Source organism: Streptomyces sp. GbtcB6, assembly GCF_019091475.1.
Taxonomy (GTDB): Bacteria; Actinomycetota; Actinomycetes; order Streptomycetales; family Streptomycetaceae; genus Streptomyces; species Streptomyces hyaluromycini.
The window spans coordinates 177,164-195,968 of record NZ_JAGXJL010000015.1 but is presented as its reverse complement, the minus strand read 5'-3'; the positions used below and the strand labels follow the sequence as shown (position 1 = coordinate 195,968).

At 69.1% G+C, this 18,805-nt stretch carries 20 protein-coding genes and 1 pseudogene; 2 read left to right on the top strand and 19 right to left on the bottom strand.

Features of this window, described 5'->3' with window-relative positions:
• Window positions 1–239: 239 nt before the first annotated feature.
• The 5 genes and pseudogenes from KVT45_RS25835 to KVT45_RS25815 all read right to left on the bottom strand — a co-directional run.
• Window positions 240–1,493: pseudogene (locus tag KVT45_RS25835) on the bottom strand (AI-2E family transporter); the annotation flags it as partial.
• 256 nt (window positions 1,494–1,749) lie between these two features.
• Window positions 1,750–2,454 (bottom strand): transglycosylase SLT domain-containing protein, encoded by a 705-nt coding sequence (locus KVT45_RS25830; RefSeq protein ID WP_089099083.1) that lies wholly within the window; start codon window positions 2,452–2,454, stop codon window positions 1,750–1,752.
• 408 nt (window positions 2,455–2,862) lie between these two features.
• Window positions 2,863–4,188 carry a PhoH family protein gene (locus KVT45_RS25825; protein ID WP_217551342.1) on the bottom strand — a complete coding sequence of 442 codons (1,326 nt, stop codon included), beginning with the start codon at window positions 4,186–4,188 and terminating at the stop codon, window positions 2,863–2,865.
• Between the two features lie 409 nt (window positions 4,189–4,597).
• Window positions 4,598–5,371, bottom strand: a complete 774-nt coding sequence (locus KVT45_RS25820) for an isoprenyl transferase (RefSeq protein WP_217551340.1) — start codon at window positions 5,369–5,371, stop codon at window positions 4,598–4,600.
• Window positions 5,372–6,272: 901 nt separating this feature from the next.
• Window positions 6,273–7,073: a methyltransferase domain-containing protein gene (locus tag KVT45_RS25815; RefSeq protein WP_217551338.1), complete on the bottom strand. Its 801-nt coding sequence runs from the start codon at window positions 7,071–7,073 to the stop codon at window positions 6,273–6,275.
• A 52-nt stretch (window positions 7,074–7,125) separates the two neighbouring features.
• On the opposite strand from KVT45_RS25815, the gene KVT45_RS25810 reads away from it, so the two are divergent.
• Entirely contained in the window at window positions 7,126–7,638 is a 513-nt protein-coding gene (locus KVT45_RS25810) for a DinB family protein (RefSeq protein ID WP_217551336.1), read from the top strand.
• Window positions 7,639–7,683: 45 nt separating this feature from the next.
• Here the strand turns inward: KVT45_RS25810 and KVT45_RS25805 are convergent, their stop codons facing one another.
• From KVT45_RS25805 to KVT45_RS25780, 6 genes are all read right to left on the bottom strand, one after another.
• Window positions 7,684–8,178 carry a GNAT family N-acetyltransferase gene (locus tag KVT45_RS25805; protein WP_217551334.1) on the bottom strand — a complete coding sequence of 165 codons (495 nt, stop codon included), beginning with the start codon at window positions 8,176–8,178 and terminating at the stop codon, window positions 7,684–7,686.
• Window positions 8,179–8,272: 94 nt separating this feature from the next.
• On the bottom strand, window positions 8,273–9,151 hold the full coding sequence (locus KVT45_RS25800) for an LLM class flavin-dependent oxidoreductase (protein WP_217551332.1): 879 nt from the start codon (window positions 9,149–9,151) through the stop codon (window positions 8,273–8,275).
• A gap of 57 nt (window positions 9,152–9,208) precedes the next feature.
• Window positions 9,209–9,865 (bottom strand): hypothetical protein, encoded by a 657-nt coding sequence (locus KVT45_RS25795; protein WP_217551330.1) that lies wholly within the window; start codon window positions 9,863–9,865, stop codon window positions 9,209–9,211.
• Window position 9,866: 1 nt separating this feature from the next.
• Window positions 9,867–10,493, bottom strand: a complete 627-nt coding sequence (locus KVT45_RS25790) for a hypothetical protein (RefSeq protein WP_217551328.1) — start codon at window positions 10,491–10,493, stop codon at window positions 9,867–9,869.
• Window positions 10,490–11,803: a hypothetical protein gene (locus tag KVT45_RS25785; RefSeq protein WP_308310863.1), complete on the bottom strand. Its 1,314-nt coding sequence runs from the start codon at window positions 11,801–11,803 to the stop codon at window positions 10,490–10,492. Before KVT45_RS25785 ends, KVT45_RS25790 begins: the two co-directional genes overlap by 4 nt.
• On the bottom strand, window positions 11,800–12,111 hold the full coding sequence (locus tag KVT45_RS25780; RefSeq protein WP_217551326.1) for a hypothetical protein: 312 nt from the start codon (window positions 12,109–12,111) through the stop codon (window positions 11,800–11,802). The genes KVT45_RS25785 and KVT45_RS25780 overlap by 4 nt, the downstream gene beginning before the upstream one ends.
• Window positions 12,112–12,418: 307 nt before the next feature.
• On the opposite strand from KVT45_RS25780, the gene KVT45_RS25775 reads away from it, so the two are divergent.
• Window positions 12,419–12,805 (top strand): DUF192 domain-containing protein, encoded by a 387-nt coding sequence (locus tag KVT45_RS25775; protein WP_217551324.1) that lies wholly within the window; start codon window positions 12,419–12,421, stop codon window positions 12,803–12,805.
• Window positions 12,806–12,838: 33 nt separating this feature from the next.
• Here KVT45_RS25775 and KVT45_RS25770 read toward each other — a convergent pair whose 3' ends face one another.
• The 8 genes from KVT45_RS25770 to KVT45_RS25735 form a co-directional block, all read right to left on the bottom strand.
• Window positions 12,839–13,468 carry an OmpA family protein gene (locus tag KVT45_RS25770; RefSeq protein ID WP_217551322.1) on the bottom strand — a complete coding sequence of 210 codons (630 nt, stop codon included), beginning with the start codon at window positions 13,466–13,468 and terminating at the stop codon, window positions 12,839–12,841.
• A gap of 7 nt (window positions 13,469–13,475) precedes the next feature.
• Window positions 13,476–14,057, bottom strand: coding sequence for a hypothetical protein (locus tag KVT45_RS25765; protein WP_217551320.1), 582 nt, complete (start codon window positions 14,055–14,057; stop codon window positions 13,476–13,478).
• Window positions 14,058–14,092: 35 nt separating this feature from the next.
• Window positions 14,093–14,674, bottom strand: a complete 582-nt coding sequence (locus KVT45_RS25760; protein ID WP_217551318.1) for a pilus assembly protein TadG-related protein — start codon at window positions 14,672–14,674, stop codon at window positions 14,093–14,095.
• Window positions 14,674–14,859, bottom strand: coding sequence for a hypothetical protein (locus KVT45_RS25755; protein ID WP_217551317.1), 186 nt, complete (start codon window positions 14,857–14,859; stop codon window positions 14,674–14,676). Before KVT45_RS25755 ends, KVT45_RS25760 begins: the two co-directional genes overlap by 1 nt.
• A 107-nt stretch (window positions 14,860–14,966) precedes the next feature.
• Window positions 14,967–15,701, bottom strand: a complete 735-nt coding sequence (locus tag KVT45_RS25750) for a response regulator transcription factor (protein ID WP_217551315.1) — start codon at window positions 15,699–15,701, stop codon at window positions 14,967–14,969.
• A complete protein-coding gene (locus tag KVT45_RS25745; RefSeq protein ID WP_217551452.1) occupies window positions 15,698–16,849 on the bottom strand; it encodes a sensor histidine kinase in 1,152 nt (383 codons plus the stop codon). The genes KVT45_RS25750 and KVT45_RS25745 overlap by 4 nt, the downstream gene beginning before the upstream one ends.
• A gap of 102 nt (window positions 16,850–16,951) precedes the next feature.
• On the bottom strand, window positions 16,952–17,839 hold the full coding sequence (locus tag KVT45_RS25740; RefSeq protein ID WP_217551313.1) for a DUF5936 domain-containing protein: 888 nt from the start codon (window positions 17,837–17,839) through the stop codon (window positions 16,952–16,954).
• Between the two features lie 18 nt (window positions 17,840–17,857).
• Complete coding sequence (locus KVT45_RS25735) at window positions 17,858–18,802, bottom strand: type II secretion system F family protein (protein WP_217551311.1); 945 nt, start codon at window positions 18,800–18,802, stop codon at window positions 17,858–17,860.
• Between the last annotated feature and the right edge of the window lie 3 nt (window positions 18,803–18,805).

The following is an 18,805-nucleotide window of genomic DNA, read 5'->3' as shown; positions in this document are numbered from 1 at the left end:
GCGTCGTCGGGCGCGGGACGGGGTGACTGATGCGACTGATCAGCGTCGTCGGGCGCAGGACGGGGTGACTGATGCGACTGATCAGCGTCGTCGGGCGCAGGACGGGGTGACTGATGCGACTGATCAGCGTCGTCGGGCGCAGGACGGGGCGATTGATGCGGCTGATCGCCGTCGTCGGGCGCCGGGCGGGCTGATTCGGGTGGTTGTTCGGGTTCGTCGGGCTCGGTGCCCGCGTAGCGTTCCTGCGAGTAGCGGTGCAGATAGCTGACGACCGTGTTGGTCACCGCGACCAGCGGCACCGCCACCACCGCGCCGCCCAGGCCCGCTACCAGGCTGCCGGCCGTGACCGAGAGGACCACGGCGAGGGGATGGACGCGGACCGCCCGGCCCAGGATGAACGGCTGGAGGATGTGGCCCTCGATCTGCTGGACCGCTAGGACGACGGCCAGGGTCAGCACCGCGGTGACGACGCCCTGGGTCACCAGCGCCACGATCACCGCCAGCGCGCCGGAGGCGACGGCGCCGACGAGCGGGATGAACGAGAACAGGAAGATGAAGACTGCCAGCGGCACGGCCATCGGGACATGCAGGAAGTAGATGCCGATGCCGATGAAGATGGCGTCGATGAGGGCGACCAGGACCGTGCCCCGGACGTAGGCCGTGAGCGTGCGCCAGGCGCGCGGGCCGGCGCCGGCCACCCCCTCGCGGGCGGCGGCGGGGACCAGCTTGAGGAACCACTGCCAGATGCGGTCGCCGTCGTACAGCAGGAAGAGCGTCGAGAAGAAGACCAGCAGGATGCCGGTCAGGGCCTCCACGACGACCTGGACTCCCTCCAGGCCGAACGACGTGATCTGGTCGGTGTTGGCGCCGATGGCCTCGCGGAGGTTCTTGGCGATCTGGTTGATCTGCTTGTCGGTGACGTGGAAGGGACTCTTCAGCAGCCAGTTGCGCAGATCGTCGATGCCGCTCTGGATCTGGTCGGAGAGGGTGTCGATGTTCTCCATGACCTGCCAGGTCACGAACCAGCCCATCAGGCCGATCACCACGAAGCCGGAGATGGCGGTGAGCGCGGTGGCGGGCCCGCGCGGGACGCCGTAACGGCGCAGGCGGGCGACCGTGGGCTGGAGCAGGGCGGTGATGAGCAGGGCGACGACGAAGGCGAAGACGACCAGTTGCACGGAGCTGATGACCCGCATCAGGATCCAGACCGCGCCGGCCAGCACCAGCAGCCGCCAGCCGGCCTCGGCGGCGACGCGCACACCCCAGGGGACTGCCGTCACCGGGTCGGGACGCGGCACCGGCTTCCGGACGGGTGCGGGGACCGGCGGGGCCGGGTCGGGGGCGGGGGCGTGCGCCGGAACGGACACGGCCGGGGCGGGCGGCTCCGGCTCGGTGTGCTCCCGCTCCACCTCGGCCCGGCGCTCGTCCAACCGCTCGCCCATCTCGGTCAGTCCAGCGCCGATGCGGCCGAGCCACTCAGGCACGCGCGACATGATCCGCCCTCTCCCCACCACTCCCCCCTGGAGTCGTCCGATCCGACCGTACAGGGCAACAGCCCCTCCCCCTAGGACGGGGGAGGGGCTGCCAATGGTTGAGAAGGGCTCACTGCGACGCGCCCTGCTTTTGTCTTTTTGTCTTTTAGGGGCGCGGGGAACTGCGCGACCAGCCACACACGACCCGCGGACGCCTACGAACCGCAAGCACCCACGAGCCGCAGAGCAGTTCGTCGGCCGAACCTGGGCGGAACGCCTAATACCAGTGGTTCGCCTGCCAGAACGACCAGGCCTCACAAGGGCTGCCGTACCGCGAGTTCATGTAGTTGAGGCCCCACTTGATCTGCGTGGCCGGGTTGGTCTGCCAGTCGGCGCCCACAGAGGACATCTTGGAGCCGGGCAGAGCCTGGAAGAGGCCGTAGGCGCCGGAGGAGGCGTTGACCGCCTGGTAGTTCCAACTGGACTCGTGGTCCACGATGTTGCTGAAGCACTGGTACTGGCCGCTGGCCACCATCTGCTGCGCCATCGCCTGGATCTGCGCCACGGTGTACGAGCTCTGGACCGGGAAGCTGGAGGAGGACCTGCTGGCCGCTTCCTTCGCCTGGGCGCGCTCCTTGGCTTCCTTCGCCGCCTTCTCGGCCTCGGCCTTCTTGGCCTCGGCGGTCTTGGCTGCGGCCACCCGGGCGGCCTGCTCGGCGTCCTTCTTGGCGGAGGCGTCCGCCTGGATCGCCACGGCGTCGGCCTGCTGCGTCAGGGACGCGGTCTGCACCTGGGCCTGCTCACCCGCGGGCAGATCCGCGAGGAGCGTGGTGTCGGCTGCCGTAGCCTCGGCGTCGTTGTTCGGCTGGGCAACACTGCCCGAGGCCACACCCACGACGCTTCCGACGGCGGTGACCGCGGTGGCCGAGGCCACTGCGAATCCCCGGACCGAGATCCGGCTCACACGGTTTCCTTCCAGCATCGACCGCTTCGGTGACCCTGGCGGACGCAATCGTGCCCCTGACACTGGTCTCCTCACTACTGGGTCACGGGAGACACGGGCCCGGTGGGCAACTCCTGGAAGGGAGCGCCGCGTGGTGCTCGGGCGGCATACGACGTCGCTATGGAATTAGCAGTGATGCTTCTGTTGTTCCGTACCGCTGGGGGTACAGGTGTGTCGTATGCGGGGCCTGACAGGAGTGAGACTCTGCCGTAACCAGACGCCGGGTGGCAATTCAGAGTTGCGTGTGAAAGCTCACATCCGGTTTCTCCCTGGGGATTTCAGGAAACCGCCACACGCGAAGGCGCCGCCCGACTAGGCTCGGGGCCTTTGCCGGACGGCGCCAACGGATGGGTAATCAGCCCAAGTTGGACACAGGGATCAGATGGCTCAGATGTGTCCGTCCTCCAGCATTTCGGTCACAAGAGCGGCGATCTGGGACCTCTCGGACCGGGTGAGGGTGACATGCGCGAACAGCGGATGCCCCTTCAGCTTCTCCACGACGGCAACCACACCGTCGTAACGTCCGACGCGCAGATTGTCCCTTTGCGCCACATCGTGGGTCAGAACCACCCGCGAATTCGCGCCGATCCGGGACAGAACGGTCAGCAGGACGTTCCGTTCCAGTGACTGCGCCTCGTCCACGATCACGAACGCGTCGTGCAGGGAGCGGCCGCGGATGTGGGTGAGCGGCAGCACCTCCAGCATCCCGCGGGCGGTGACCTCCTCGATGACCTCGCGACTGGTGACCGCCGAGAGGGTGTCGAAGACCGCCTGCGCCCAAGGGCTCATCTTCTCCGACTCGGAGCCCGGCAGATAGCCCAGTTCCTGCCCGCCGACCGCGTACAGCGGACGGAAGACCATCACCTTCTTGTGCTGGCGGCGCTCCAGGACCGCCTCCAGGCCCGCGCACAGCGCCAGCGCCGACTTGCCGGTGCCGGCCCGGCCGCCCATCGACACGATGCCGACGTCCGGGTCGAGCAGCAGATCGAGCGCGATGCGCTGCTCGGCGCTGCGGCCCTTGATGCCGAACGCCTCCCGATCGCCGCGCACCACACGGACGTTGCCCTCGGCCGTCACCCGGCCCAGCGCCTTGCCGCGCTCGGACTGGATGGTCAGGCCGGTGTGCACGGGGAGGTCGGAGGCCTCCGGGACGTACACGTGCCCTTCCTCGAAGAGGAGGTCCACCTGTTCGCCGGACAGCGTCAGTTCGGACATTCCGGTCCAGCCGGAGGCGCCCGTGATGGCGAGTTCGGCGCGGTACTCCTCGGCGAGGAGGCCGACCGACGACGCCTTGATCCTGAGCGGGAGGTCCTTCGAGACGACGGTGACGTCGTACCCCTCGGCCTGCAGGTTGCGGGCGACCGCGAGGATGCGGGAGTCGTTGTCCCCCAGGCGATAGCCGCTGGGCAGCACGCTGGGGTCCGAGTGATTGAGCTCGACACGGATCGTGCCGCCGAGGTCCCCGATCGGGATCGGGGCGTCCAGACGGCCGTGCCGGACCCGGTAGTCGTCGAGCAGGCGCAGCGCCTGCCTGGCGAAGTAACCGAGTTCGGGATGGTGCCGCTTGGCCTCGAGTTCCGTGACCACGACGATCGGGAGCACGACCTCGTGCTCCTCGAAGCGGGCCATGGCGTTCGGGTCGGCCAGCAGGACGCTGGTGTCGAGAACATAGGTGCGCCGGTCGGACTTGCGGCGCGTTGTGCTGGTCACCACGGAAGGACGTACCCCCTCGGATGAGGTCGGGGAGCGACGAAGGCGAGCTGGACCGGTTGACGGCCGCCTTGCACGGGCCGAAAACCGGCCCCCCGCTGCTTCTTCCGTGCCGTGACCGCACGGTCGGGCTGGTGCAAAGGGCCTCCCGGGCGGGCGGCCCCGAGCCGCCCACTGAGAACCGATGCCCGTGGTTCGGGCATCGACCTGCTTGGCTTATGCCCTCGAACATGCGCCACCATGCCACGGTCCGCAACGACGGGAAAGTGAACTCCGTGTTACTCGCGCCCCAATATGGGTGATTTACGCCTCATGGGCGGGGTGGGGTCATCCACCGTGACGGCGGGGTTATCCAGCGTGGCGACGGTGGCGGGGGGCGTATGCCGTGTTGACGTCCGCCGTCACGATGACGTCACCCGCCGTAGCGGCGGTGCCGGGCCGCGTAGTCACGCAGGGCGCGCAGGAAGTCGACCTTGCGGAACGCGGGCCAGAAGACCTCGCAGAAGTAGTACTCGGCGTGGGCGGTCTGCCAGAGCATGAATCCGGACAGCCGCTGCTCGCCGCTGGTTCGGATCACCAGGTCCGGGTCGGGCTGGGCGCCGGTGTAGAGGTGACGGCCGATCATGTCGACGGTGACGGAGTCGGCGAGGTCCTCCATCGCGACGCCCTTGTCGTGGGCGTCCAGGATCATCGAGCGGACGGCGTCGGCGATCTCCTGGCGGCCGCCGTAGCCGATGGCGACGTTCACCAGTATTCCGTCGACGTGCGCGGTGGCCTCCTCGGCCTCCTTCAGCGCGGTCTGCATCGGGGAGGGCAGCAGGTCGGGGGTGCCGACGTGGTGGACGCGCCAGCGGCCGTCGGCGGCGAGGGTGCGGACGACGTCCTCGATGATGCCGAGGAGGGGGACCAGCTCTTCCTTGGCGCGGTCGAAGTTGTCCGTGGAGAGCAGCCAGAGGGTGACGACCTCGACGTCGGTCTCGGAGCACCAGCCGAGGAACTCCTCGATCTTCTCGGCGCCGGCGCGGTGACCGTGCACCGTGCTGGATCCCGCGGCCTTCGCCCAGCGGCGGTTGCCATCCATGATGACGCCGATGTGCTTGGGCACCTGAGCGTGGTCCAGGTGGCCTTCCACCCGGCGTGCGTAGAGCCTGACGAGCAGGCCGCGCAGCTTGTCGCGCAGGTTCACTTGAGTCCGCCCCTCGTGATTCGGATGCGGGGGTCCGCCCGCCGAAGCCTACCCCGCTGGGAGTTGGAGGAGGCGCGGTGGGGATGGCGCCCAATAGGGGTAAGGGCTTGTGCCGTTTGGCGAGTGCGGGCGGGTTATGGCTGTTCGCGCCCACGCGGCGGAGCCGCATGTCGCCAGTGTCCCGCACCCCTTCGGGGGCGCGCCCCTGAGGCCGACTGAGAAGTGGGTGAGAAGCGGGCACAAAAAACGGGCCGGTCCGTGGGGGGGAGACGGACCGGCCCGAGGGGGGGCTTCCACCATAACCCTTCGTAAGTGATGCTGCGTGCATCAGCACGCATTAACTACTCTCCGGAGTCGTCCGACGACGCCCTGACGGGCCCGAAACGCTGGATTCACGGGTCCCGATTGGCCGATTCACAGCGGAATCCCAGGAAAAGTAGCCGCTTACGGGGAGATCAAGAGGGTTTGAGCCGTCTTGGGGATGCCTCGGCGAGTTGTGCGCCCGTCCCCCCGACGGGCTACCCCGGGCGCGAACGATGACTTGACGGGAGCGAGTGGGGCGTTACGGCACCGCGCAGCCCCCTCCACTGCGCGGTACCGCCCGCGCAGCTTTGCTCACGCGAATTGCCTTGGTCTGAACTTACGTGAGCCAACCGGGTGATACGAAACGAAAGAGGTAACGATGCGGGAACGCTGTGAAGACAGAGGATGAACGGAAAGGGTCCACGTTCACTTATGCGCAGATCCACGAACTAGAGCACTAGTTGACCGTATTGATGCATCGCGTCACGATATGCCCTACCTTGATCGCTTGGCTTGCTTTACAACCGGTCGGATGCCCGGAAGCCCGGACGGCAGTTCTTGGCCATTCTTCGCCGCCTGGCTTTGCAAGGCCGGTGGATCACGGCCGGCGCGCCGGTCTGCGGGCGTCGAAGAGGTGCCGCGAGCTGTGCGCGACGAACGGGCCCTCGGCCTCGATCCGCCGGTGCAGGGCGCGGAGTCGGGGCTCGTACTCCTCGACCGTGAAGCCGGGGACCATCCACACGACCTTCCGCAGGAAGTACACGACGGCCGCGATGTCGTGGAACTCCATCCGCAGCCGCTCCGCCCGCAGACCGACGACCTCCAGCCCGGCCGCCTCCGCCGCCGCGCGCTCGCCGTCGGGGTGCCGGCCGCCGCGGACGGCCTCCGGCTGCGGGCCGAGGAAGAACTCGACGAGCTCGAAGACGCTGGCGGGCCCGACGTGCTGCGCGAAGTACGTGCCGCCCGGGCACAGCACGCGCGCGATCTCGGCCCAGTGCGCCCGCACCGGGTGCCGGCTGAGGACCAGGTCGAAGGTCTCGTCCGCGAACGGCAGCGGGGCGTCCTCGGGCGAGTCGACGACCACGGCACCGCGCGCGCTCAGCAGGGCGCTCGCCTTCGTGACGTTCGGCGGCCAGCCCTCGGTGGCGGCGAGCAGCCAGGGCCGGTCCGGGGCCGCCGTACCGAGGGCGAAGTCGAACACCTCGCCGCCGCCGGTCTGGATGTCGAGCGCCGCCGAGGCGCGGGCCAGGCGCCCACCGGCCGCACGGGCGTACCCCCAGGTGGGGCGGGCCTCGGTGGCGCGCCCGTCGAACCAGGAGAAGTCCCACCCCTCGGTCGGCACGGCGGCGCCCTCGGCGACGAGGTCCTCGAAGGCGCGGTGCGTCTGCTGCTCTGCCATGGGCCGCATAATCGCAGCGGGTTGCCGGTACCCGCTGCTAATTTCGCCCGCCATGAAGACCGATGAGATGTACACCGCAGGTGAGAAGGAAACCCTGCACACGAGCCTGGACCGGCACCGGGACGCGGTCCTGTGGAAACTGCAGGGCCTCGACGACGAACAGCTCCGCCGGCCGATGACCCCGTCGGGGACGAACCTGCTGGGGCTGGTGAAGCATCTGGCGTCGGTGGAGTACGCCTGGTTCGTGGCGAGCTTCGGCGGCGAGGTCGAGCCGCTGTGGTTCGACCCGAGCACCGACGACGACCTGACCGTCGGCCCCGACGAGACGACCCGGCAGATCATCGACTTCTACGGACGTGCGCGCGCCGCGGCCGACACGGTGATCACCGAACGCCCGCTGGACGCCCTGGGCCGCCCGGACTGGCGGGACCACTCCGTCTCCCTGCGCTGGGTCCTCGTCCACATGATCGAGGAGACGGCGCGGCACGCCGGGCACATGGACATCGTGCGGGAACTGATCGACGGGGCCACGGGCGACCATCCGCGCGCCGCCGGAACGGCGTGACCAGGTCGTAGGGCGGGCGGCCGGGCGCCCTCGGCCGCCGTCCACCTACGCGTCGAGGGGTTCAGCGCGCCCCGTGCCGTCCTCGCTCAGCACGAGCAGCACATACCCCTCGTCCACGGGGTGCCGCGGGTCGTCGTACGGCACGAAGCCGCTCTTCTCCAGGAGGCGTACGGAGGCGGTGTTCTCGGCGAAGGAGTCGGCGAACAGGGGCCGTACGGTCTCCTCCCGGAGGAAGAGGGCGAGGGCGCGGCTGCCGACGCCTCTCCCCCAGTAGGCGCGCCCGAGCCAGTACCCGGTGAACCGGCGCTCGCCCTCCCACCAGGCGACGATGTTCCCCGCGACCTCTCCGTCCACGACGACGGTCCGCACCAGACCGGTCGGATCCCCGAGCACCCGCTCCCTCCAGTGCCGGAGGAAGGCCTCCCGCGGCCGGGGCGTGAACCTCGACCGCCGGACGGCCTCCGGGTCGTGCTCGTAGGCGAGGAAGATCTCGAGATCGTCGTCCCGTACGGACCGCAGCCGAACGTCGTTGGTCGTCATACCGGCGAGTGTGGCACCCGCCACTGACAACGCCGGGCGGCCTGCTCCCGGGCACCCGTTGCACCACCCCTTGCACATCCCCTTGCACCACCCTTTACGGCACCAGCGGCCGGACCTCCTCCGCGGTGAACCGTACGAAGGCCTCGGGGTCGGGATCGTCCGCCGTCGGCTGGAGGATGACGGTGTCGGCGCCGGCCTCCACGAGCCGCTGCACGGCCTTGGCGACGGCGCCCGCGTCGCCGGCGACACCGAGGTCGGGGACGGACTCCAGCCCCTCCGCGACGAGTTCGGCCCGGAGCCGGGCGGGGGCGTCGGGTCCGGTGGCGGTGAGCAGATAGACGACGACCCTGTGCGGCTCGCCCGCGTCGCGTCCCGCGGCCAGCCGCCCCTCCTCGATGAGCCGCAGGGCCCGGCGGACGCGGTCGGGCGAGGTGGCGGCGGTGAGAACGGTCCCGTCGGCGGCGGCACCGGAGAGGCGCAGCGTACGAGGGCCCTCGGCGCCGGCGAGGATCTCGACCGGGCCGGCGGGCGGCCAGTCGAGCGTGACGTCGTCGAGGTGGACGTACCGCCCGCTGACGGTGAGCCGTTCCCCGCGCAACAGCGCGCGCAGGGCGTCGAGATGCTCGCGCAGCAGGGTCAGCGGGGAGTCGGCGCGGGCGCCGACCTGGCCCATCCAGTCCTGCACACCGTGCCCGACGCCGACGGTCGCGCGCCCCGGGAACATCCGGTGCAGCGCGGCGACCTCCATGGCGGTGACGGCGACGTTCCGCAACGGCACCGGCAGCAGCCCGACCCCGACCCGCACCCGCTCCGACCAGGCAAGAGCGGCCGCGGCCCCGGAAATCCCGCCCTCCCGAAAACAGTCCTCCCACAACCACAGCTCTTCGAGCCCCACCCCGTCAGCAACCCGAACGACGTCCCGCAACCGCTCGGGGGGAAGCTGGGGACGGAAGACAGCGCCGAGTGATGTCATGGGGGAGGTCTTACCCGGGGACCTGGGTCGCGGCAACTCCATAAGGCACCGGGTTGTTCACCCGGTCGCGGAGTTCGGGTCCGGTAGCCGTACTCCGGCACGGCGGGCTCGTTCGAGGGCGGCCGGACTTGCGCCACGGGGGTCGGCGACGCCTCGTTTGTTCATCGGGCGCTGTTGGACCACATGGAAGCGACTGGGACCGGGAACCGCGATGACGGCGGCGAAGCGAGGGTCGCCGGCGATCCACACCTCCCTGATCTGCTTGGTCTTCTCCGTCGTGTAGCCACGCCCGAGACGCCGCCTCCACCACATGGACCGAATGTGCACCTTCAGAATCATCGGCAGCTTCTCGTCCGGGCGCTCCGGGTTGGGGAAGCTCAACCAGACGTCCCCGGCGGTGGCTCCTGGAACCTTTCCGATCCCGTTTTCCGGTTCCTCGAACACCTGCCATGGATAGGCGCGCAGCAGACGCCGCGTTTGGAAGGCCCAGGAGATGTAGGACGGCTGAAGAAACGCCCGGTAGAACGAGTAGAGCAGAGGAACGAAGAAGAGCCACAGCGTCCAGGTCATCGACATGATCACGTACCAGGCCAGCAGCCCCAGCCACGCTGCGGGCCACAGGATCTGACCCAAGAACGCGCAGGTGACCAGCTTCGCCCACGCGCGGCGGGTCGCCGGATCGTCCCAGGCCGTGGGGTGGTGCGTATGGAGCATGTCATTCCTTGTCGGGTTCGTCGTCGGACGCTTCCGGAAGCGGGTCTTCGAAACTGACCGTACCGGCGATGTCCCTGAGCAGATCTCGGTAGTGCCGAGCGTGCTCGACCTCCGTTGTGGCCAGTGAGAGGATCGCGACACGTCTGCCGTCGAGACACGGAACGTATGCTGTGACCTGCAGCAGTCCATCAGGGGCGCCGAGTCCCAGCTCTGGTGGCTCGTGCAGACGCGTCTGCACGAGCGAGGCCGGACCGCACGGCAGGTCCAGCGTTTCGATGTGCTCGGCCCCTTCCGTACCAGCGGCCGCCCGTCCTGCGAGGACACTGCGCGGAGCCCAGTCGGTACCACGCCAGGCAAGCGTGAAAAGAGACAGCAACGGTCCGCCGTCCCCCTCATCGTCCGCGTGAAGCCCCAGGCAACAGTGCACCGCGCCGGCTTCCAGAAGCAGTTGGGCCAGTCGGAGCACCGGACCAAGACCGGTCACCGGATCTTCCGCCTGTGCCACATCACGCGTTGCCGCCGCCAACTCGTCGAGCGGAAGTGGCACGAATCCCGGAGGCAACGCGAACCAGACATCGACGTCCTTGCTCCTGGCCGAGTCGTCGATCATGTAGGCGACAGCGCTCATGACGCTTCCCCCGCGCCACGCAGCAGGAAGTGGAGCGCGCCCGCTGTGGCCGGAACGTCGACGCCCAAGGTTCTCGGTCCGTCGAGAAGGCTGCTGACTGTCTTGGCCGTGTCGTTGTCCAGGGCGTCAGCGAAGCTGCTGGCGACGCCATAGACGGCTGTGCCGGCCCCCAGGATCGTAGCCGGCTTGTCGACCTTTTCGACGATCGGCGCCAGCCGTCCGCCGAACACACGGGGATGAGACAGAAGGCTCACAGCCCCTTCGGCTGCCGCGGCCTCTGTCCGAACCGAGACGCCCACCGTCTTGATCGAGGTCCCCGCTCTGGCTCCGGCCTTGGCAATCTTCTGCCCGAGGGTCAACACTTCCTCGGCCTCGCCGACCGATCCTGCCGTGGCGGCCAGCAACTCAGGGGCTTTCATGGCCCCCTTTGCCACCGCCCCCAACCCCGGCAGCATCCCCAGGAAGTCCCCCGCGACCCCCAGCAGGTTGCCCCAGAAGTCGACGTCCAGTTCACCCTTGGTGAAGCCGTCCTCCAGTGATGCCAGGACTTCGGGGTCGCTGACCCGGAGGCCGAAGGCCATTCCACTGAGGAGGCCCGCCGCCAGGAACAGCATCCAGGGCGCGATGGCCGTGAGGCCCAGCAGTGCGATCACACCCAGGACGGCGGCGCACGCGCTGAGGATGTCGGGGAGGTTGTCGCCCAGCCAGTCGGTGAACTTGTCCCACGCGTTCGGTTCGTGCGGCGCCAGCTTGTGTGTGGCGTCGCTGATGTGCCGGGCCCGCTTGCGGGCGGTCTCCTCGTGCTCGCCGGCGAGGGAGCGGGCGCGCTTCAGTACGTCGTCCAGGTCCCCCTGCGCCGCCGTGACCTTGTTGTTCGCCTTGTGCAGGGCCGAGTCGGCGCCATCGCGGGCCTTGCTCTTGCCCGCGGTCCTCTCCGCCGCGTCCGCGTGCCCCTGGGCCCGCTGCAATGCCTCGCGGGCGTCCTTGGCCTCGCCGTCGAGTCTCTTCGCGCGCCGCTGGAACTCCTCCAGCTCCGTGACCCAGAGATCCAGGTGCCTCGCCGCCTTGTTGACAGAGTGGGCACCGTTCTTCAGGTTGAGCGGCAACGGGCCACCCTCCAGCTGCTCCCGGAAGGCGACGGCCGCGTCTCCCTCCCAGTAGCTGCCGTTCATCAGCTTCGTGACCTTGGAGTGCGCCTTCTCCATCTCCTTGGCGCAGTCGGACAGCTTGCGGTGGATCTCCCGCACCAGGTCGGTGCTGCCGGGCACCGGGTTGAAGCCGAGATGGGGGTAGGGGTTCGCGACCGTCACTTGCCCCCGCCCTTGCTCCGGGCCTTCTCCAACGCCTTCTCCAGAGCTACGTCCACCTCGTGGAAGTCGTCCTTCGCCTTCTTCGTGATGTCCGTGAGCTCCCCGATCTGCTCGGCGATCTCCTTCGCCCCGTAGTGCCAGTCCTCCTGGAACCGGTCACACGCCTTGTCCAGGTCGTCCGTGCCGAGGCCGTTGACCCCTGGGTCGTGCAACACCTTCTGCAACGCTGTGAACGACTCCTGCGCCTTCTTCAAGTCCTTGAAAAACCTGTCCAGTTCGGTGCCGTCGACCTTCAGACGGTCAGCCATGTGCATTCCTCTTCACGCGGGTCTCCGAGTCAGAGGAACTGCGGGCGGCCGGAAGCAGGACCGCAGAGGTGGTGGGCACGGCGGAGGGAAGCCGGGCAGGGCGGTTCACCGGGGGGCTCCAGGTGGGGCTAGAGGTCTCTTGATCCGCTCAACGATATCCGCGGACTCGGGTGACACGTGTCCAGACCTCGGAGAGGCCGGAGGAGCCTCGCCTCAGCCGGGACATCGGTCGCCACATCACCTGTCACCCGCATTGTGGATACGGTCGGAGCGAACACCTGTGGCGGAGCCATGGAAGGGGTGGAGCGTGGGGCGGTGGCGAGACGGGCGCGGGACGTTGCTCGTGCATGGTGGTGGGGGTGGGGTGACGGCTGTTCCGTTGGAGATCGCCGCCTCCATTCGTGCGCGTACCAGAGGGCTGCTGGGGCGTGACGGTCTTGACGGCGCGATTCTGCTGTCGCCCGCCAACGGGATCCACACCTTTCGGATGCGGATGGCGATCGATGTCGCCTATCTGGATCGCCGCCTCAAGGTCATCGCCGTGCGCACCATGCGGCCGGGGCGTCTCGGACTGCCCCGGCTCCGTTCCCGGCATGTGCTGGAGGCGGAGGCCGGGGCGATGGCTGGGTGGGGTGTGGAGGCGGGGGCGAGGGTGAGTGTGAATGTGAGTGTCGAGGAGGGGCGGGGTGGATGACCGTCGGGGGCCGAGCCGTGCCGTGGAAGATCTTCAGGAGCCGGTCCGCGGGAACGTGACCTCCACCCGGCGGTTCTTCTTCCTTCCCTCTTCCGTCGAGTTGTCCGCGATCGGGTACTGCTCGCCGTAACCGCGGACGTCGAAGGTGATGTTCGGGTCGTTCAGGTCCTGGTCCAGGACGCCCTGTACGGCGTTGGCGCGCTGGCGGGAGAGGACGTCCCCGTGGGCCGAGGTGCCCAGGTTGTCGGTGAAGCCGAAGACGCGGACCTGGGTCGGGTTCTGCTTCCTGATCTCGTCGGCGATCGCCCCGATCCGCGCCTTCGCGGCCTCGCTCAGCTTCGCGCTGTCCTTGCTGAACAGCACCTCGGCCTGGAGGGCGAACGTCACGTCCGTGTTGGTGTCCGTACGGCGCTCGTCACCGCTCTGGTCCTCGACGACCGACTTGATGTCCAGGACCTTGGGTGCGGCGAGGGTGGCGCCCTCGGGGAGCTTCAGGTCTGGGTCGGTCGGGTCGATCTTCACGGGGGCGCTGGCGGAGGGTTCCGTGCCCGGGGGGACGCTCGGGTCGCCGCCGTCCGCACGGGCGGTCGTCGCGCCGTAGAGATTCGCGACGAGGAGGAGCGTCGCGGCGCCCAGGGTCAGGGGGAGGCGTGGTGTGGTCACTTCGGCCTCACCCGGAGATCTTGATGGTGCCGCTGGCGAAGGTGGGGAGTTGGAGGGTCACTTCGGTGGTGTCCGCCGGCGGGGCGGGGAACTGCATGAAGACGGGGATGGTCTGGCCGGCGTCCACATTCGTGATGCCGGTACTGGTGAGCGGTCGACCGTCCGTGTCACGGAGGACGTAGTAGCGCTTCTTCCCCTTCGAGTCCACCAAGGTGGCCCCGCCGAGGGAGAAGCCGTGTTTGGTGATCTCCGTTTCGTCACCGCTGACCTGAGCGGGGATGACAACCGAGTTGGCGCCGTCGTTCTTGATGTCCCCGTTGACGGTGACGAAGCCACCCGAGTCCCGCTGAGCAGAGGTGACCTGCAGGAGAAGGCCGTCCGTTCCCTTGAGTTCGGCCAATGGCGTCTCGGACTGGCCTTCCTGAGCGCTCGGGTTCGATCCGCTGCCTTTCGAGGCGGAGGCCGACGTCTGGGGCTTGTCCGCCTTGTCGTCGCTCCCACCGCCGCAGCCGGTTGCCACGGCCAGACCGGTCGCGACCAGCAACGCGACCGTCCCCCTGCGAGCCATCGCAGTGAACCGAATGCTCATCGCACCGCTTCCTTCTTCACTCGTCGATTCGCTTGTCAGTCGGCCAGATGGACGTCGAAGAGGTCCTCGGGACCCGGGAGATCCGTGAGGTCGGCCGGGTCCAGGGTCCAGTTCCGGTCCCTGCAGGTGAGTTCGGGCAGTACGCCGACCGCACCGGACAGCCTGAACTTGCAGATCGACTCGATCACGGCGGTGGCGTGTGCCGTCGACCTCATGTTCTCGGTCCCCGGCACGACGGAGTCGCCCACGGTCTTGTTCGTCTCGGCATCGACCTTGTAACTCAGTGGCGGTTCGGATGTGCACTGAGCCGTCGCGTCGTTCTGGGACGCCAGTTGGGCGGCACGCCAGCAGGAATCCGCGACGTCCACGTTGCCGTCGAATATGTCCTGCCACTTGGTCGGGTCGAGTACGTCCTTCACCCACTGGTCCGCAAGCTCGTCACGCGTGTTCATGGCCGCGGCGAGGGCCGCCGCGTCGGCGGCCGTCTGGGCACCGTTCCGGTTCACCGCGGCCTGGCCGACCGCGAGGTACGCGAGCGCGAGAAAGAGCAGGCCTCCCACTACCGTGATGTAGATAGGGAAGGCCTGCCCCGAGTCGCCGTAGCGGCGAGCAGGCATCACGTGATCTTGTTGATCTCCGCAGTGATTTTGGTGAGGATCGTCTGGCCGATGCTGGTACCCGTAACGGCAAGCACGATCGCCACCACCACCGCGATGATCCCCAGATACTCGACCGCGGTCTGACCCCGGTCGTCGGCACGGCGCTGCATTGCGACAAGCATCCTCAGCATCAGGTCGCTCATGGTGCTCCCCTCCGGGTTCGGTTCCGATCCTCGTAACGTACGGCGGAACATACCCATCCGCGGAGGGTCCCAGGACCCAAATCCGGACCCAGTTCATCCTGTTCATCTCAGGCCACCCCCAGCCACTTGGCCGTCGCCAGGGCGCGGGTGGTGGTGTGGAGCTTGGCGAAGATGCGGTTGATGTGGTTCTTGACCGTCTTCTCGCTGATGAAGCAGACGGCGGCGATCTGCTGGTTGTTCATGCCGGACGCGATGAGGTCCATGATCTCCGCCTCCCTGCCGCTCAGTTGAAACCGGGACTGAGATGACTGTCCCATAGTCGATTGCAATTGCGAAAGCCTTTTGGGGGATGATTCCTTAGGTAGAGCTCGTAGTTCTGGTCCTGCGTGTGCAGTTGCATGGCTTCTGACATGCGCCAGCAACGCGTTCGTCGCCGTCGGTGTGAAGTGCGGGCGGCCCCGGCCCACGTCCCGTACCGCCTGTGTCAGCTGCTGGGTCGTGAACTCGCCGTGGACCAGGTAGCCCCCGGCGCCGAGCCGGACCGCCTCCTGCACGAGGTCCGTCTCGTCGCTGTACGTCAGCATCATGACCGGGGCGACGCGGACCAGGTGGGGCAGGGCCGCCATGCCGTCCACGCCGGGCATGCGGACGTCCAGGAGGATGACGTCGGGACGGTGGTGCAGGGCCGCCTCGTAGGCCGCGCGGCCGTCCTCGGCCTCCGCCACCACCGTGAGGTCGTCCGCCGCGGAGAGGACGGCCGTCAGGCCTGCCCGGATCACCGGGTTGTCGTCGGCCACCAGGACGCGCAGTCCCCCCGGCTCGTCGGTCAAGTCGTCGGTCATGTCAGCGGCACCTCCACTCGGACCTCCGTGCCCTTGTCGGTGGTCAGTTGGATACGGGCGCCCACCGACGCCGCCCGTTCCGTCATGCCGAGCAGGCCGAAGTGGCCGGTGCGGCGCAGGTCTTCGAGCGTCGTGTCCGGGGGGAGGCCCCGGCCGTCGTCATGGATCGTCACCACCAGGTGGGTGGGGGTGGCGGCGGCCCGTACGTCGACCCTCGTCGCGTGCGCGTGGCGGTGCGCGTTCTCCAGGGCCTCCGCCGCGATGCCCAGCAGCTGGCGGGCGGTGGGGGGCGGCAGCGGGACCGGTGCGGCGGGGCCGTCGTATTTCGCGGGGAGGGCCGTGCGCGCGGTGAAGCCCGCCGTCAGCGACTCCAGTTGGGGCAGTACGTCGCCTGCCTCCGTCCCGCCGCGCAGGTCCGTCAGGAGTTCGCGGGACTCCGCCGCGGCCCTGCGCGCCGCCCTCGCCAGCAGCTCCGCCTGCTGTCTGATCAGGGCCGGGTCCAGACGGTCCGCGGGCGCGGCCGCCGACGCGGCGAGACCGTCGGCGACCAGCGCCACGCCGTACAGCGTCTTGGTCACCGAGTCGTGCATCTCGCGGGCCAGCCGGGCGCGTTCCGCGCTCGCCGCCTCGGTCGCGGCCAGGCGGGCCCGGGTCTCGGTCAGGGCCTCGGTGGCGGCGCCGAAGCGGAGCATCAGGTTGCGCAGGGTCGAGCCCATCGCGCCGGTGATGACGCAGAGGCCGGGCAGGAGAAGGGACTCGGCCAGCACCGAGTGGTGCCTCAGTGTCTCCTGCGCCACCAGGAGGATCAGCGACTGGAGCGAGGCGAAGACCGCCGCTCCGCGCCAGCTGTAGAGGAGGCCGGCGAGGAGGGGGGTGCAGACGCTGACGTACGCGAGGGTGGTGTCGGGGCCCGCCGAGATCAGGAGGAGGGAGCCGAAGAGGGTGTCGGCGGCCAGCAGGGTGGGGTGGCGCAGGAGGAGGGGGCCGAAGCGCTGCCAGTCCCGGAAGAGGACGTACGAGACCATGAACGTGACGACCACTGCCGAGCCGACCAGACGGGCGCCCAGGCCGGGGGTGGCGTTGAGGAGGGCGGCGGGGGTCGCCACGGCGATCATCGCCAGGCGGAGGCCGAAGACCTGACGGCACATCGCCTGCAGGGCGCGGATCTCGACCTTCTCGCCGTCCGCTCCGGTGGTGCGGGGCTCGGTCTTCTTCCCGTGCTCGTTGGTCGCCACGGTCATCGCCTCCGCCTACTTCCCCGTGACCGACCCGAAGTCGATCCCCGAGCCCAGCAGCAGGCCCGCGGCCAGCAGCAGCAGCGTCGCCGGGACCATGAACGTGGTGATCATGAGGGTGGCCCTCGGTACCGCCCGGGCCGCCTTGCGGCGGGCGTTCTGGGCGTCGGTGCGGCGCATGTCCTTGGCCAGCGCGACCAGGGTGTCGACGATCGGCGCACCCAGTTCCTCGCCCTGCTGCAACGCCGTCACGAACATCGCCACCTGTTCGGAGTCGTTGCGCCGGCGCAGTTCCGCGAAGGCCTGGCGGCGGCTCATGCCGAGGTCGAGCTGGCGGAGGGTGATGCGGAGTTCGTCGGCCCAGGGGCCCTCGTAGTGCGTGGCCACCCGGTCCAGGGCCTGGCGGAAGCCGAGGCCGGCGCCGACCACCACCGCGAGGACGTCCAGGAAGTCCGGCAGGGTGCGTTCGATGACGTCCTTGCGGATGCGGATCGCCGACCAGATGCCGACCTCCGTCCAGAACGCGCCGAAGAGGAGGAGCAGGACGGCGACCAGCCACTGGCCGCGGAGGAGGAAGACCACGAAGCCGGTGCCGCCGAGGGCGCCGTAGACCGCGCGGCGGGCCGCGTAGCGGTCGATGGTAAGGCCGCCGGGGTTGCCCGCCAGGTCGATCCTGCGGCGGTACTTGGCCACCTGGCGCGGGCCCATCAGGCGGAGCACGGCGGGGGCGTACCGCATGCCCATGCGGTCGATGAGGGAGTTGGCGGCGCCGGTGCGGGTGGCGCCCACCTCCAGGGCGATCGCCAGGTCGGCGGGGAGCTTCGCGTCCGCGCGGTACATGCGGATGCCCGCGAAGACGCCGTAGACGGCGAGGGCCATGAGGAGAGCCAGGAGGAGTGCCATGTGACATACCACCTCTACCTATACGTCGATGCGGCTGAGGCGGCGGATGAGGACGAAGCCGACGGCATAGAGGCCGAAGGCGATGATCACGGCCGCCTGGCCGAGCCCGGTGCCGGTCATGCGTGCCAGGGTGTCGTCCTTGACCCCGTTCATCAGGAACAGGGCGCCGACGCCGAGGACCGGGACGGCGTACGACGTCATGGTCACCTGGGAGAGCTGGGTGCGGATCTCCCGGCGGGTCTCCTTGCGCTCCTCCAGGGTCTCGGTCAGGTTGCGCAGGGCGGAGACCACCTGGCCGCCCGCCCGGTTGGAGAGGACGAGCGTGGTGACGAGGACGACCAGTTCGCGGGAGGGGAGCCGGTCGGCGAGCTCGCCGAGCGCGTCGTCCATGGAGTGGCCGATCGCCAACTGGTCGGCGACCCTGCCCAGTTCCTCGCCCGCCGGGGCCTCCAGCTCCTCCGCCGCCATGCCGATCGCGGTGCGCAGGGCGAGGCCGGCGTGGGTGGCGTTGGCCAGGATGCGGGCCAGTTCGGGGAGTTGGGCGATGAACCGCTCGATGCGTTTCTGGCGCTGCCAGTTGAGGAACTGGACGGCGGCGAAGATGCCGAGCAGGCCGGCGATCGGGCCGAAGAAGGGGGCGAGGGCGGCCTGGCCGATGAGCCAGAGGGCCACGACGGTGGCGAGCATGTAGACGAGGAACTCGCCGGGCGTCACGTCCAGGCCCGTTGCCGCCAGGCGGAGTTCCAGGCGGCGGCCGATCGACGTGCCGCGCAGGCGCCGGTCCAGGTTGCGGAAGCGGCGCCGGCGCCCGGTGAGCGGGGCCTGGCCGGTGTAGGAGAGGCGGTCCACCAGGGCGGCGCGCTGGGCCCGGCCGGAGGCGTAGGTGTGCAGGCCCACCACGGCCAGGATGCAGGCCAGCAGCGTGATGCCGGTGGTGAGGGAGACGAGGTCGTGGAGGGACATGGG

Coding starts and splice junctions, on each gene's coding strand:
- KVT45_RS25830 (WP_089099083.1), bottom strand. CDS start 2,454: ATGCTGGAAGGAAACCGTGTGAGCCGGATCTCGGTCCGGGGATTCGCA.
- KVT45_RS25815 (WP_217551338.1), bottom strand. CDS start 7,073: ATGGCAGAGCAGCAGACGCACCGCGCCTTCGAGGACCTCGTCGCCGAG.
- KVT45_RS25810 (WP_217551336.1), top strand. CDS start 7,126: ATGAAGACCGATGAGATGTACACCGCAGGTGAGAAGGAAACCCTGCAC.
- KVT45_RS25805 (WP_217551334.1), bottom strand. CDS start 8,178: ATGACGACCAACGACGTTCGGCTGCGGTCCGTACGGGACGACGATCTC.
- KVT45_RS25800 (WP_217551332.1), bottom strand. CDS start 9,151: ATGACATCACTCGGCGCTGTCTTCCGTCCCCAGCTTCCCCCCGAGCGG.
- KVT45_RS25795 (WP_217551330.1), bottom strand. CDS start 9,865: ATGCTCCATACGCACCACCCCACGGCCTGGGACGATCCGGCGACCCGC.
- KVT45_RS25790 (WP_217551328.1), bottom strand. CDS start 10,493: ATGAGCGCTGTCGCCTACATGATCGACGACTCGGCCAGGAGCAAGGAC.
- KVT45_RS25780 (WP_217551326.1), bottom strand. CDS start 12,111: ATGGCTGACCGTCTGAAGGTCGACGGCACCGAACTGGACAGGTTTTTC.
- KVT45_RS25765 (WP_217551320.1), bottom strand. CDS start 14,057: ATGAGCATTCGGTTCACTGCGATGGCTCGCAGGGGGACGGTCGCGTTG.
- KVT45_RS25760 (WP_217551318.1), bottom strand. CDS start 14,674: ATGCCTGCTCGCCGCTACGGCGACTCGGGGCAGGCCTTCCCTATCTAC.
- KVT45_RS25755 (WP_217551317.1), bottom strand. CDS start 14,859: ATGAGCGACCTGATGCTGAGGATGCTTGTCGCAATGCAGCGCCGTGCC.
- KVT45_RS25750 (WP_217551315.1), bottom strand. CDS start 15,701: ATGACCGACGACTTGACCGACGAGCCGGGGGGACTGCGCGTCCTGGTG.
- KVT45_RS25745 (WP_217551452.1), bottom strand. CDS start 16,849: ATGTGCCGTCAGGTCTTCGGCCTCCGCCTGGCGATGATCGCCGTGGCG.
- KVT45_RS25740 (WP_217551313.1), bottom strand. CDS start 17,839: ATGGCACTCCTCCTGGCTCTCCTCATGGCCCTCGCCGTCTACGGCGTC.
- KVT45_RS25735 (WP_217551311.1), bottom strand. CDS start 18,802: ATGTCCCTCCACGACCTCGTCTCCCTCACCACCGGCATCACGCTGCTG.